We start from the raw sequence: 13021 nt of genomic DNA on the forward strand, positions 1-13021 counted from the left end.
CCTATTCCGCCGCCTCCCGCTGCGTCGTCGAAAGCTGCGTCAGCCAGGCCCGCATGGAGGCGGGACGCACGGGCTTGTTCTGCACGAGGATATTGTCGCGTTCGGCTTCCGCGCGCACGTCCGGCGTGCGGTCGGCCGTGACGAGAAGGGCTGGAACCTCGCGGCCAAGCGCTGCCCGAAGCTTTCCGATCGCGGCGATGCCTGTGCCGTCGTCGAGGTGGTAGTCGGCGATGACGGCATCGACGGTGGTTGCGGCCAAGGCTTCAACCGCGGCCACCGATTCGGCAAGCGTGACGGTACAGCCCCAGCCCGAGAGAAGCAGCCGCATGCCGTCGAGGATCTTCGGCTCGTTGTCGACGCAGAGGACACGAAGGCCCTTGAGCGGCTCGTCACTGACGGGCACAGCGGCAGGTTTATCGGCGACGTGGCGGCTTGCGGCGGCATCGATCGGAACGCGCACCTTGAAGCTGGTGCCGCGCCCCTGCGTCGATTGCAGTTCGACCGGATGCGACAGCACGCGCGAGATGCGGTCGACGATGGAAAGGCCGAGCCCGAGGCCCGGTGCCGTACGCGCGCCCTCGTCTAGACGGGCGAATTCCTTGAAGACCGTTCGGAATTTCGAGGCGGGAATGCCGATGCCGGAATCGAGCACCTGGATATAGGCGTGCCCACCCTTGCGCCGGACGCCGACGAGGACCTTGCCCGAATTGGTGTACTTGATGGCGTTCGAGACGAGGTTCTGCACGACGCGGCGCAGGAGGTTCGGGTCGGTGCGGATGGCGAGCGAGGAGGGGAGCACGGTGAATTTCAGGTTCTTCGCCCGCGCCATCGGCGCAAAATCGGTCTCGATGCGTTTCAGCAGGTCCTTCAGCGGTACCGTCTGCACGCGCGCCTTCATCGCACCGGTGTCGAGGCGGGAAATGTCGAGCACGGCGCCGAGGATCGCTTCCACCGATTCCAGCGAGGAATCGATATTGTGGATCATCTCGCGGTTCTCCGTCTCGCCGAGCCTTTCGACGAGGGACGACGAATAGAGCCGGGCGGCGTTCAGCGGCTGCAGGATATCGTGGCCGGCAGCGGCGAAGAAACGCGTCTTGCTGATGTTCGCCTCCTCGGCGGCAGCGCGCGCTTCGGCGAGTTCCGTGTTGACGCGGGTGAGCTCGATGGTGCGCTGGGCGACGCGTTGTTCCAGCGTCTCGTTGACCTGCTTCAGCGCCCGGTCGGCCGCCACCCGGTCGGTGATGTCCGTATAGGTGGAAACGAAGCCTTTTTCCGGCATGGCGTTGGTGCGCACTTCGATGATGCGCTCGCCGCCGGACAGCACCAGCGCGAAGGGTTCGTCGAAGGTCATGGTGCGCGTCACCACGGCCTCCTGCTCCTCCGCGGCGATGTCGCCGCGCTCGACGAGGATTTCCACGATATCGGAAAGCGGGAAGCCGACCTGGCCGACATATTCCGGCAGGTCGAGCAGCTGGCGGAAACGGCGGTTCCAGACGGTGAGGTTCCCGGCGCTGTCGAAGACGGCGATGCCCTGGTCCATCTGGCCGAGTGCCGTCTGCAGCATGTCCTGGTTGTATTGCAGGGCCTCGCTGGCCTGGTCGAGCAGCCAGTCCGTATCCGTCGGCGTATCGTCGATGCGCTGGAGCACGAGCGACAGCACGAGGCGGGCCGAGGAGGAGCCGATGGCGCTGCCGAGCAGCTGCTCGGAAAAATGCACGATGGCGGCGTCGGCGGGGGAGTTGTCTTCCAGCCAGCGGCCGACCTGCCGCTCATAGGTATGGAAGGAGCGCTGCATGCGCTCCTCGCCGAGATACTTGGCGATGGTCGTCTTGAGGTCCTTGACCGTCACCTTGGTGCGTCGGCCGCGGAAGGCCCGCTCGAGGCGCGGCTTGGAGCGGATGAAGGTGCCGGCCTGCAGCCGTTCAAGCGAGGTCGGATTGCGGGTGAGGGAGCCGACGACATAGGCGCCGATATTCACCATCATGGCCAGCAGCGTGGCGTTGACCAGCGGGTCCGCGTTCTCGCCGGTAAAGATGGTCGCGCCGGGAAACAGGAAGCCGAGCACCGTTTCGGCGATATAGGCATTGTCGGCGACGCCGATGCTCGGCAGGAACAGCAGGTAGGCCCAGACGACGAGGCCGGAGATCATGCCGGCCATGGCACCGCGTGCATTGGCATTGCGCCAGAAGAGGCCGCCGAGCATCGTCGGGGCGACCTGCGCCGCTGCGGCGAAGGCGAGCAGGCCCATCGAGGCAAGGCCCGCATTGGCGGTCGCGGCGCGGTAATAGGCATAACCCAGCAGCAAGACGAAGAAGATCGCGAGGCGCCGGATGCGCAGCAGCATGCGCGAGAGGTCGTCCTGCTGCTCGACACCGCCGATGAGGCTGCGCCTGAGCACGACCGGGATGACGATGTCGTTCGACACCATGATGGAGAGCGCCACCGAGGCGACGATGACCATGGCGGTGGCGGCGGAGAAGCCGCCGATGAACGCGACCAGCGTCAGGAGCGGCTGGTCGAGTGCGAAGGGCAGGGTCAGCACATAGAGGTCGGCATCGCCCTGGCCGTTGAAGGTGAGCACGCCGCCGATGGCGACCGGCAGCACGAAGAGGTTGATGGCGACGAGATAGAGCGGGAAGAGGATGCCCGCCATGCGCAGCTCGCCTGCCGTGCGGTTCTCCACCACGGTGACATGGAACTGGCGTGGCAGCATCACGATGGCGAAGGCGGACAGCACGATGAGCAGGATCCACCGTGCCACCGGCGTCTCGTAGGTCAGCGCCTGCATGACGCGCTCGTTCTCCGCCGCGCGCTGCCAGAGATCGCCGAGCCCGTCGAACATGAAGAAGATGACGTAGATGCCGACCGAGGCGATGGCGACGAGCTTGACCAGCGATTCCATCGAGATGGCGAGGATGAGGCCGTCCTGGTGCTCGGTTGCGTCCGTGTGGCGCGTGCCGAAGACGATGGCAAAACACGCGAGAAAGAGCGTGACGACCAGCGGCAGGTCGATGAGGCCGCCGGAGGCGGCGATGCCGAAGCCGGTCGTATCGACCATGGCCGAGACCGAGCTGGACACGGCTTTCAATTGCAGCGCGATGTAGGGGATGTAGCCGATCAGCGAAATGAGGGCGACGACGGCGGCGACGCCCGGATTCTTGCCGTAGCGCGCGGCGACGAAATCGGCGATCGAGGTGAGGCGTTCGGATTTGGCCAGCGTCACGATGCGGCGGATGAGCGGCATGCCGAGCGTGAACATCAGGATCGGGCCGATATAGATGCCCGCAAATTCGAGGCCATGGGTCGTGGCAAGGCCCACGCCGCCGAAATAGGTCCAGGAGGTGCAGTAGATCGCAAGGCTCAGCGCATAGACCAGCGGCCGGCCCTTCGATGTGCGGCCGGTGCGCTTTGCCTTCCGGTCGCCGTAACTTGCAACCGCAAAGAGCAGCAGCAGATAGGCGAGCGCCAGGGCGAATATCAGCGAGCCCGGCATGCTTCCTCCCGCAGTCCTTCGGCCTTTCACGCGAGAATAGGCCAAAGCGGAGAGGAAGGAAATTGCGCCGAAGGTCGAGTGTGGAAAGGACCGGTGTGTAAACCCCTAGATATTGATGGAACGCAGTTCCATCTCAGCAAAAACTAAACTAGGTTGCCTTTGCTTCGCAGCAACAGGAGACCCTCATGCTCAATGAGTTCAAGGCGTTTATCGCCCGCGGCAATGTCATGGACCTCGCCGTGGGTGTCATCATCGGTGCAGCCTTCAACAAGATCGTCGAATCCGTCGTCAACGACCTGGTCATGCCGATCGTCGGTGCATTGACCGGGGGTGGTTTCGATTTTTCCAACTACTTCATCGCGTTGTCCAGCAACGTGACGGCAACGTCGCTTGCCGCCGCCCGCGAGCAGGGCGCGGTCTTTGCCTATGGCAATTTCATCACCGTGCTCATCAACTTCCTCATCCTCGCCTGGATCATCTTCCTGATGATCAAGGGCGTGAACCGCATGCGCGAGTCGCTGGAGAAGGAAAAGGCCGCCGGTGCCGCCGAGCCCGCACCGCCGCCGGAAGACGTGCTGCTTCTCACCGAGATCCGCGACCTCCTGAAGAGCCGTCCGGTTGCCTGAAGCATCCTGAGCCGATTGATACGAAGGGCCCGGTTCGCCGGGCCTTTTACGTTGGAGGCCAGCCCGTAGCGCGGGCCTGTTCGAGCGTGGCGAGGAGCGCATCGGCCGGTGAAAGGCCGAGCCGTTTGCCCTGGCGCAAAAGCCAGCCGGCATGCACCAGCCGGATTTCGACGGGAATGCGCTCGATGCCGAGCGCAACGGCTGCTGCCGTGCGGTGCTTGCCGTTGGTGTGGCGGACAAGGCGGCCCTCGGCGTCGATCGCCACGCCGATATCGCGCTCGGCGAGATCCTGCCAGAGCGTGCGTGTCCAGCGATGGCGCCGGCCGGTCTGGCCGAGCAGGCCGAGATCGGAATGCGGCACGATGCCGTTCTTCTCGATGTCTGCGATGAGCGCCAGGTAATATTCGAAGAAATTGTCGAGCTTTTCGATCGTGTCGATGGCAATGCGGTTGCGTTTGACCGTTGCGCCATCCTTGATGCGCTTGGCATAGGCCTGATAGCGCGCGCCTGCGCGAAAATCCTGCCGCGTCTCGAAGAGTTCGGTGATCTCGACATGGGAGGAGGACTTTTCGAGCGGCTCGACGATGCGGCTCCAGTCGCTGCCGTCGAGGAAGTGCGTGCCGATCCAGCGTAGCCGCCCGCGATCGGAAATGTTGTCGCGCAGCCGCGTGGTCAGGTGGCTGGTCGCAATGGGGATGACCAGCCGTTCGCCGAAATGAAAGTGCCCCTGGGCGGCGAGGATGGCGGGGCCTCCTTCGCGATCGAGACGCTTGACGGCGCGGTTGAACCGGCCGGTGAAGCCGATATGCGCAGCCGCGAAGTCGCGCATCGGCACCAGGTCGAGCGCCCTCTGGAGGAGCGAGGGTGCTGGGGGTCGCGCGCGGGGTGGGCCCCGTTCATAGACCGGTCGTGGAAATGTCTGCTGGTCCGCCAACCTGTACTCGAGTCCGTTCCCGATGACCGTCGGCACAAAGGGGACCGGCGGCGGCGTCATCCATGACAAATAAACGACGGTTTGCAAAGCCGGGAGAACCGGGAGCGCTGCCACCGGCATGAAAACCTGGATATTTCCAGGTTTTCATGCCGCCGAACCGTTGCAGGCGTCCGCGCAGCGGCGGTGCTGCTCTTGTGCCGCTGCGAATCAGGCCGTGGCGCCGGCCGTCTTCGTCTGGTGGATTTCGATGAGGCTCGGGCCCTTGCGCCCGCCGGCCTTTTCCAGCGCGGCCGGCAGATCGCGCACATCGGCGAGGCGCTCGGAGGGCACGCCATAGGCGGTGCCGATGGCGACGAAGTCGGGTGCGGACGGCTTCACGCCTTCCGGTGTGATTCCGGCATCGACCATGTAGTTCTCGATCTCCTGATAGCCGTCATTGTTCCAGACGAGGAAGACGACGCGGGCGTCGGCATCCGCCGCCGAGCCGATCTCCGAGAGCGAGAATTGCAGCCCGCCATCACCGACGAGGCAGATGATCGGCGCATCCGGCTCGGCAAGGGCTGCACCGATGGCGGCGGGCGGGGCGAAGCCGAGCGCGCCGTAACCGGTTGCGGCGTTGAACCAGCTGCGCGGGCGCGGTGCGTCGCAATAGTAGTTGCCGGCATAGACGGCCTGGGTGGAATCCCCGACGACGATGGCTTTCGGCAGCGTCTGCCAGATGGCGTCGATGACGCCGATTTCCGCCTGCATCTTCGCCGTCAGCTCGTTCCACGCGCCCTTGCGGGCGGTTTCTGCGCGTGCCGCACCGTTGCCGATTGCCTTATGGCCTTCGAGGAAACCGAGCATGCCGGCCGCCGCCGTCTTGGCGCTGGAGAAGATCGACAGCCCCGATTGCGGCGTGCGGGCAAGCTGGGCGGCATCGATATCGATGCGGATCAGCGATTTCAGCCGTGGGAAGCCGTTGTCGACGTTGATGTCATAGTCCGTCGGGCCGAATTCGGTACCGAAGGCGACGACGAGGTCGGCGTCGGAAAGCAGACGTCGCACGGCCTTGAGGCTGGGGCTTGCCGGCACGCGCAAGGGATGGCCGGCAAGCATGCCGCGGGCATTGACGGTGGTGACGACGGGTGCGCCGATCCGCTCGGCGAGCGAACGGATTTCCTCTTCCGCCGTTATCGCACCGCCGCCCGCGAGGATGACGGGACGGGAGGCATTGGTGCACAGGATGGCGGCGCGCTGCAGGGTTTCCGCATCGGCGCGCGGACGCGTGGCAACGGCGGCGGGAAAACGGCCGGTTTCGATGGGTTTTGCCATCACGTCGGTCGGAATTTCGATATGCACCGGGCCGGGGCGGCCGGAAAGCAAGACGGCAAAGGCGCGCTCCATGACGAGCGGCAGGTCGGCGGGATTGAGCAGCGTGTGAGAATAGAGGGCGAGCGTCTTCATCATGCCCTGCTGATCCGGCAGCTCGTGCAGCAGGCCGCGGCCGTGGCCGAGCGAATCACGCCGGTTGACCCCCGAGATGACCAGCATGGGTACGGAATCCTGCCGCGCCTGCGCCATCGCCGTGATGGTGTTGGTGAGGCCCGGACCGGTGATGACCAGCGCGACGCCCGGCTTGCCGGAAACGCGCGCATACCCATCCGCCATGAAGCCGGCGCCCTGCTCGTGACGCGGTGTGATATGGCGGATCTTCGAGGCGGCAAGGCCCCGGTAGAGTTCGACCGTGTGCACGCCCGGAATGCCGAATACGACCTCGACGCCGTTTGCCTCCAGTAGGTCGACGAGAACTTCCCCAACGGTTTTCGTGCTCATGCGCGGCGCTCCTTCGGCATGGTGGAACGGGTGGCGAGTGCGGTGATGCGCCGGCAGGCCTCGTCGATATGGGCATCGGGCACGGTGAGACTGAGGCGGATGAAGCCTTCCGCCTCGTCGCCGAAGGAGGAGCCCGGCATGACCGCGACCAGTTCCTCGCGCAGGAGCGCCCAGGCGAAATCCTCGCCGCTCATGCCGGTTTCGGAGACGTCGACGACGATGAACATGCCGGCTTCCGGCGGCAGCGGCACGAGGCCGGGCGCCAGAGACAGGGCTTCGGCGAAGCGGGCGGCACGTGCCTTGTAGCTCTGGCGCATCGTCGCGGCGGTCGCGATCGGGTTGTCGAGCGCATAGGCCGTCATGTCGGCGATGAAGGGCTGGCCGCCGAACAGCATCGTTTCGGAGACCGAGAGCAGCCGGGTGCAGAAGTCCGCCGGACCGATCGCCCAGCCGCTGCGGAAGCCTGGCGCGGCATGGGATTTCGAAATGGAGGAGACGACGATGGTGCGCTCGGCAAGGTCCGGATTGTCGAAGGGCGAGGCGAAGGTCGCGCCGAAGACGAGCTGTTCATAGACCTCGTCGCAGACGATCCAGAGATCGTGCTTGCGGCAGACAGCGCCGATCTCGGCAATCTCCGCGGCGCTCAGCACCGCGCCGGTCGGGTTGTGCGGCGTGTTGAGCAGCAGCACCCGGCAGGCTGGCGTGATGGCGGCCTCGAGGTCGGCCGCCTTCATGTGGAAGCCGTTTTCCGGGCGCAGCGGCACGGCGATGCGCTCGGCACCGGTCGAGCGGATGACGCCCTCGTAGGTCGCATAGAGCGGGTCGCCGACGAGCACCGCGTCGCCGGTCTCCACGAGGCCGAGCATGACGGCGAAGAGGGCGGTCTGCGTGCCGGGGAAGCAGAGCACGTTGGCGGCGGTCACGTCGTTGCGGCGCTTCTGGTACTTGCGCACCAGCGCGTCGACCACGGAGGGCTCGCCGCGGCCGTTGGAGTAGCGGTAGCGACCCGCATGCATGGTGCGCACGGCTTCTGCCAGCAGCGTCGGGTCCGGCGGCACGTCCGGCTCACCGATGGTCAGTTCGATGATCGTCTGGCCTTCGGCCTTCATGCGCCGCGCTTCGGCATGGATGGCCCATTTTTCAGAACCGAGATTGGCAAGCCGATCTGTGATGGATGCATAGCGCATGGCCGTCCTCCGCATTTCCATTGAGTGTCGTTTATCGATCGGCGCGGTTGGCGTCGACCGGTCTCAGGCGCAGCCCGAGCAGGGTTTCGATCGAGGTCAGCGCGATCTCGACGAGTTCGCTTTCCCCGAAGAGTTCGCCGGCCAGACAGCCTTCGAGCCACAGGCCGTCGAGCAGGCCGTTGATTGCGATGGCGAGCCTGCGGCAACGCTCCGGCGAGGCGTCCTCACCGCGCGCCGCAAGGAAATCGCCGAGCAAGCCCTCCAGCGCGTTGCGGAAACTCAGGTAGCCCTCGCGGTGGATGGCGGCGAGTTCCGGATCGACGCTGACGCGGCTGATGAAGGAAGCCCAGAGCGAGAGGCTGCGGCTGTTGGCGACCGGCTCTGTCAGGTTGATGACGATGAAGTCGCGCAGCCGCGTTTCCGGATCACCCGTCACCCGCTCGGCCTTTTCGGTGAGCCGGCCGATGACGATCCGGTAGGCCTCCTGAAGGATATGCTCCTTCGACTGGAAATAATGCCGGATGAGACCCGCCGTCACGCCCGCCTTGATGGCGATCTGCCGGACCGTCGCGCCTTCAAGGCCATACTCCGCGATGCAGTCGAGCGTCGCCTCGATCAGGTCGTGGCGGCGTTCGGCCTCGGGGGCGCGATGGAAGGTCCGGCGGGCCATGATTTCCTCGTTATGCGGCGCGGCGCAGCACCGGCCGCGTCAGGCAGGTCGGGCCGCCTTCGCAGGCAATGCACAATGCGTCGGCCTCGAAGGTCTCCACCGTGCAGCCTGCCGCTTCCATCGCCGCCTTGGTGGCCGGAAAGCCTTCGACCATGATGACCTCGTAGGGCCGGGTCGGCAGCACGTTGAGCGACAGGCCGTTGCTGGCATGGAATTCGTCGGCCGGTGCCTCGATGAGGCGGATGCCGCGCTTCTTGAGGAGCTGGTAGAAGGCGGCCGGTAGCAGCGGGGCGAAGACGAGGGCAAGGTCGTCCGCCAGCGGGCTCATCACGCTCATCAGGTGGAGGCAGGCTTCCTCGCCCTGCCAGAGCGGCAGGTCGTAGGCGAGAACCGTGACGCCGTGGGGGGCGAGGATCTTCGTGATCTGGTCGATGCCTTCCTGATTGGTTCGCACGCCGCGGCCGATGACGAGGGTCTTCGCATCGAGCCAGATGCAGTCGCCGCCTTCCACGGTGCCTTCGCCTTCGATACGGCCGAGGATCGGGATCTGGCGCTCGGCATAGGCCTTTTCGTGCAGTGCGGTTTCGGCGACACGCAGCGGCTTGCCCATGCGCAGGAGGATCGCGCCGTGGTCCGACATCAGCGAGGGATCATGGGTGAACATGGCGTCGGCGAGCCCGTCGCCTTCATCCTCCAGCCAGATGATCTCGGTGCCGGATTTCTCCACAAGCGCTGCGAAGGCCTTGTACTGGTGGACCGCACGGGCGCCGTCGAAGGTCGGGCCGTAATGCCACTTGGCGGCATCGGCACCTTTCAGGCTGGCGCCGGGGCGGCGCATCAGAACACGCATCAGGGGGGCCGACATTTCCTGCGAACCGTAGGCGGTCATTCAATACTCCCGGGAGAAAATCATCGTGGACAGGCGCTGCCAGAAAAGTCAGCGATCAGCCTATTATACGCTTGAATAATTTCTTAACAAGTGCCACGATGCTTTCCACAAGAGGACACGACGGGCCGAAGATGCCCGCGGGAACGCTGAAAAACAGGGGAATTTGGCATGGGTCATGCATCGATTTTCCGTGCGCCGGAGACCGCTCCGCGATGACGGAACGCGCCGAGGCAATCGCGGTCAGGGACCTGCACAAGCGCTTCGGGCCGCTTGAAGTTCTCAAGGGTGTTTCACTGACCGCGCATGAGGGCGACGTCATCGCCATCATCGGCGGTTCGGGTTCGGGCAAGTCCACCTTCCTTCGCTGCATCAACATGCTGGAGCTGCCGAGCGCCGGTTCGGTCACTATCCATGGCGAGACGATCGCGATGAAGAACGACGGCCACGGCGGCATGATGCCGGCTGATCGCAAGCAGGTACAGCGCCTGCGCTCGCGTCTCGGCATGGTGTTCCAGAGCTTCAATCTCTGGCAGCACATGACCATCCTGGAAAACGTCATCGAGGCGCCGGTCCATGTGCTGGGCGTGAGGAAGGACGAGGCGATCGACCGCGCCGAGACGCTGCTGCGCCGTGTCGGGCTGTATGAGAAGCGCGATGCCTATCCCGCCTTCCTTTCCGGCGGCCAGCAGCAGCGTGCGGCCATCGCCCGCGCTCTCGCCATCCAGCCCCATGTCATGCTCTTCGACGAGCCCACCTCCGCGCTCGATCCCGAACTCGTCGGTGAGGTGCTGTCCGTCATCGGCGACCTCGCCAAGGAAAAGCGTACGATGATCCTCGTCACGCACGAGATGAAGTTCGCCCGGAACGTGGCGAGCCACGTCGTCTTCCTGGCGAACGGGGTCATCGAGGAACAGGGCCCGCCGGACGAGTTGTTCGGATCGCCTAAATCGGAGCGGCTGAAGAAGTTCATCAGCTCCATCCACTGAGAAGCAAAAAACCAACAGAGGGAAGATCATGAAGAGTGCCGTAAAGACAATCGCCCTTGCCGCCGCGATCGGGCTTGCCGCCATCTCGGGCGCTGCAGCCCAGCAGGTCCGCGTCGGTTTTGCCGCCGAGCCTTATCCGCCCTTCACCTCGCCCGACGCCTCGGGCAACTGGGAAGGCTGGGAAGTGGACTTCATGAAGGCGATCTGCGCCGAGGCCAAGCTCGACTGCGTCGTCACGCCGGTCGCCTGGGACGGCATCATCCCGGCGCTGACCACCAACAAGATCGACATGATCATCGGCTCGATGTCGGTCACTGCTGAGCGCCAGCAGACCATCGACTTCTCCGACAAGTACTACAACTCGTTGCCGGGTGTCATCGGCCCGAAGGATGCCAAGTTTGAGCCGACGCCGGAGGGCCTTGCCGGCAAGACGCTCGGCGTGCAGGTGGCAACCATCCACCAGGTCTATGCCAACAAGTATTTCGCGCCCGCCGGCGCGACGATCAAGGAGTACCAGACGCAGGATGAGGCCAACAACGACCTCGCCGCCGGCCGTATCGATGCGGTGCAGGCCGATTCCGTCGCGATGCTGGAATTCCTCAAGTCCGAGCAGGGTGCTGCCTGCTGCGATATGAAGGGCATGGTCAAGGATGATCCCGAAGTTCTCGGTCTCGGCGTCGGCGTCGGCCTGCGCAAGGGCGAGACGGAGCTGAAGGACAAGATCAACGCCGCCATCAAGGCGATCCGCGAGAACGGCACCTACGACACCTTCTCCAAGAAGTATTTCGACTTCGACATCTACGGCGGCTGATCGTCCTCTTGCTGAGCCGGCGGCGCGAGCCGCCGGCGTTTTTCTCGAAGGGACGTAGTCTCATGGCCGATGCCGGATCGCTGATCAACTGGAGCCTGCTCGCTCTTGAACCGCCCGGCTGGGGCGGCGTGATGTTGGCGGGGCTCTGGAATTCCATCCAGATCGCTATCGGCGGCTACGGGCTCGGCCTCGTCCTCGGCACGGGCGGCGCCATGGGTAAACTCTATGGCGGGCCGGTTACCAAGGATCTGCTCGAAGTCTACACGACGCTCGTGCGCGCCGTGCCCGAGCTCGTGCTGATCCTTATCCTCTATTATGCCGGTACGGACGTGCTGAGCCAGATCTCCGCCGCTCTGGGTTGGGGGCAGGTGGATATCAGCGGCCTTGCGGCGGGCATTTTCGTCATTGGTGTCGTGCAGGGTGCCTATTCCACCGAGGTCATCCGCGGCGCGATCAAGGCGGTGCCGGCAGGACAGATCGAGGCGGCGCGTGCCTATGGCATGCCGCCGGTGCAGATCATGCGCCGCATCACGCTGCCGGCGATGCTGCCGCATGCCATTCCGGGTCTCTCCAACCTCTGGCTCATCGCCACCAAGGACACCGCCTTGCTCGCCGTCGTCGGCTTCTCCGAGCTGACGCTGGTGACGCGCCAGGCGGCGGGAAGCACCAAGTCCTACCTGCTCTTCTTCTGCGCTGCCGGTGTGCTGTACCTCATCATCACGCTGGTCTCGAACGTGCTGATCGGCCTTATCGAGCGCCACTATCGGCGCGGCATGGTGAGGGCTGCGTGATGGCCGACGAGACCGTCTCCGCCATGGCGCTCACTGCGCTGCCGAGCAAGCAGAGCTTCTTCAAGCCCCATCGCATCGTGTTGATGGCGATCGCCGCAATCTTCGTTTTCTGCATCGTCTGGTTCATGCGCTGGGAATGGGTGCCGAACTATTCCAGGGCGCTCGCCTATGGCGTCGGCGTCACGTTGCTGATGCTGTTCTCGACCTCGATCCTCGGCTTTCTCCTCGCCGTGCCGATCGGCCTTGTGCAGGTGACGGGACCATGGCTGCTGAAAATGCTGGCAAAGGGCTTTTGCACCATCATCCGCGGCACGCCGCTGCTGCTGCAGCTCTGGCTGCTCTATTACGGCCTCGGCTCGTTGTTTCCGCAGTTTCCGGAAATCCGCAACTCCTTCCTCTGGCCCTATCTGCGCGAGTCCTGGCCCTATGGCGTCGCTGCGCTGACCCTCTCCTTCGCTGCCTATGAGGGCGAGGTGATGCGCGGTGCCTTCGCTGGCGTACCGCCGGGCGAACTCGAGGCTGCGCGCGCCTTTGGCATGAGCCGCTTCACCCTGTTCCGCCGCATCTGGCTGCCCCGCGCCGTCTACCGCGCGCTGCCGACGCTGAACGGTGAAACGGTTTTGCAGCTGAAATCGACGCCGCTCGTCGCGACGATCACCGTGATCGACGCCTATGCCGTCATCTCCAAGGTGCGACAGGCGACCTATCTCACCTATGAGCCGCTCTTGCTGCTGGCGCTCATCTATCTCTGCCTCACCGCCATCCTGGTGATGGCGTTCCGCTACTTCGAAAGCAAAATCCCTTCGCGTGGTGCCTGAC

Annotated in this window: 11 protein-coding genes; 5 read left to right on the top strand and 6 right to left on the bottom strand. The window is 64.7% G+C overall.

All coding sequences use genetic code 11. From position 1 onward, the window contains the following. Position 1 precedes the first annotated feature (1 nt). The gene (locus tag K0P03_RS01125; protein WP_023516638.1) at positions 2–3493 is read right to left on the bottom strand and encodes a PAS domain-containing hybrid sensor histidine kinase/response regulator; all 3492 of its coding nucleotides are present in this window, start codon (positions 3491–3493) and stop codon (positions 2–4) included. Between the two features lie 185 nt (positions 3494–3678). On the opposite strand from K0P03_RS01125, the gene mscL reads away from it, so the two are divergent. Next, positions 3679–4119, top strand: a complete 441-nt coding sequence (gene mscL, locus K0P03_RS01130; protein WP_023517275.1) for a large conductance mechanosensitive channel protein MscL — start codon at positions 3679–3681, stop codon at positions 4117–4119. A 46-nt stretch (positions 4120–4165) separates the two neighbouring features. Here mscL and K0P03_RS01135 read toward each other — a convergent pair whose 3' ends face one another. From K0P03_RS01135 to K0P03_RS01155, 5 genes are all read right to left on the bottom strand, one after another. Continuing rightward, positions 4166–4948 carry a hypothetical protein gene (locus tag K0P03_RS01135; protein ID WP_037405859.1) on the bottom strand — a complete coding sequence of 261 codons (783 nt, stop codon included), beginning with the start codon at positions 4946–4948 and terminating at the stop codon, positions 4166–4168. A gap of 312 nt (positions 4949–5260) precedes the next feature. Continuing rightward, the gene (locus tag K0P03_RS01140) at positions 5261–6868 is read right to left on the bottom strand and encodes a 5-guanidino-2-oxopentanoate decarboxylase (protein WP_272788691.1); all 1608 of its coding nucleotides are present in this window, start codon (positions 6866–6868) and stop codon (positions 5261–5263) included. Then, positions 6865–8055, bottom strand: a complete 1191-nt coding sequence (locus tag K0P03_RS01145) for a pyridoxal phosphate-dependent aminotransferase (protein ID WP_023513572.1) — start codon at positions 8053–8055, stop codon at positions 6865–6867. The genes K0P03_RS01140 and K0P03_RS01145 overlap by 4 nt, the downstream gene beginning before the upstream one ends. A gap of 31 nt (positions 8056–8086) precedes the next feature. After that, a complete protein-coding gene (locus K0P03_RS01150) occupies positions 8087–8725 on the bottom strand; it encodes a TetR family transcriptional regulator C-terminal domain-containing protein (protein ID WP_023513573.1) in 639 nt (212 codons plus the stop codon). A gap of 10 nt (positions 8726–8735) precedes the next feature. Then, positions 8736–9614 carry a dimethylarginine dimethylaminohydrolase family protein gene (locus K0P03_RS01155; protein WP_023513574.1) on the bottom strand — a complete coding sequence of 293 codons (879 nt, stop codon included), beginning with the start codon at positions 9612–9614 and terminating at the stop codon, positions 8736–8738. 212 nt (positions 9615–9826) lie between these two features. Here K0P03_RS01155 and K0P03_RS01160 point away from each other — a divergent pair, with 212 nt between their 5' ends. From K0P03_RS01160 to K0P03_RS01175, 4 genes are all read left to right on the top strand, one after another. Beyond that, positions 9827–10600 (top strand): ABC transporter ATP-binding protein, encoded by a 774-nt coding sequence (locus tag K0P03_RS01160; protein WP_023513575.1) that lies wholly within the window; start codon positions 9827–9829, stop codon positions 10598–10600. A 28-nt stretch (positions 10601–10628) separates the two neighbouring features. Next, on the top strand, positions 10629–11411 hold the full coding sequence (locus K0P03_RS01165) for a transporter substrate-binding domain-containing protein (RefSeq protein ID WP_023513576.1): 783 nt from the start codon (positions 10629–10631) through the stop codon (positions 11409–11411). A 62-nt stretch (positions 11412–11473) separates the two neighbouring features. Then, positions 11474–12202: an ABC transporter permease gene (locus tag K0P03_RS01170; RefSeq protein WP_023513577.1), complete on the top strand. Its 729-nt coding sequence runs from the start codon at positions 11474–11476 to the stop codon at positions 12200–12202. After that, a complete protein-coding gene (locus K0P03_RS01175) occupies positions 12202–13020 on the top strand; it encodes an ABC transporter permease subunit (RefSeq protein WP_272788692.1) in 819 nt (272 codons plus the stop codon). Before K0P03_RS01170 ends, K0P03_RS01175 begins: the two co-directional genes overlap by 1 nt. Position 13021 lies beyond the last annotated feature (1 nt).

This window comes from Shinella sp. HY16 (assembly GCF_028534175.1).
In the GTDB taxonomy this organism is placed as follows: Bacteria; Pseudomonadota; Alphaproteobacteria; order Rhizobiales; family Rhizobiaceae; genus Shinella.

Excerpts from the sequence above, each read along its gene's own strand:
- K0P03_RS01125 (WP_023516638.1), bottom strand. The coding sequence starts at position 3,493 with ATGCCGGGCTCGCTGATATTCGCCCTGGCGCTCGCCTATCTGCTGCTG.
- mscL (WP_023517275.1), top strand. The coding sequence starts at position 3,679 with ATGCTCAATGAGTTCAAGGCGTTTATCGCCCGCGGCAATGTCATGGAC.
- K0P03_RS01135 (WP_037405859.1), bottom strand. The coding sequence starts at position 4,948 with ATGCGCGACTTCGCGGCTGCGCATATCGGCTTCACCGGCCGGTTCAAC.
- K0P03_RS01140 (WP_272788691.1), bottom strand. The coding sequence starts at position 6,868 with ATGAGCACGAAAACCGTTGGGGAAGTTCTCGTCGACCTACTGGAGGCA.
- K0P03_RS01145 (WP_023513572.1), bottom strand. The coding sequence starts at position 8,055 with ATGCGCTATGCATCCATCACAGATCGGCTTGCCAATCTCGGTTCTGAA.
- K0P03_RS01150 (WP_023513573.1), bottom strand. The coding sequence starts at position 8,725 with ATGGCCCGCCGGACCTTCCATCGCGCCCCCGAGGCCGAACGCCGCCAC.
- K0P03_RS01155 (WP_023513574.1), bottom strand. The coding sequence starts at position 9,614 with ATGACCGCCTACGGTTCGCAGGAAATGTCGGCCCCCCTGATGCGTGTT.
- K0P03_RS01160 (WP_023513575.1), top strand. The coding sequence starts at position 9,827 with ATGACGGAACGCGCCGAGGCAATCGCGGTCAGGGACCTGCACAAGCGC.
- K0P03_RS01165 (WP_023513576.1), top strand. The coding sequence starts at position 10,629 with ATGAAGAGTGCCGTAAAGACAATCGCCCTTGCCGCCGCGATCGGGCTT.
- K0P03_RS01170 (WP_023513577.1), top strand. The coding sequence starts at position 11,474 with ATGGCCGATGCCGGATCGCTGATCAACTGGAGCCTGCTCGCTCTTGAA.
- K0P03_RS01175 (WP_272788692.1), top strand. The coding sequence starts at position 12,202 with ATGGCCGACGAGACCGTCTCCGCCATGGCGCTCACTGCGCTGCCGAGC.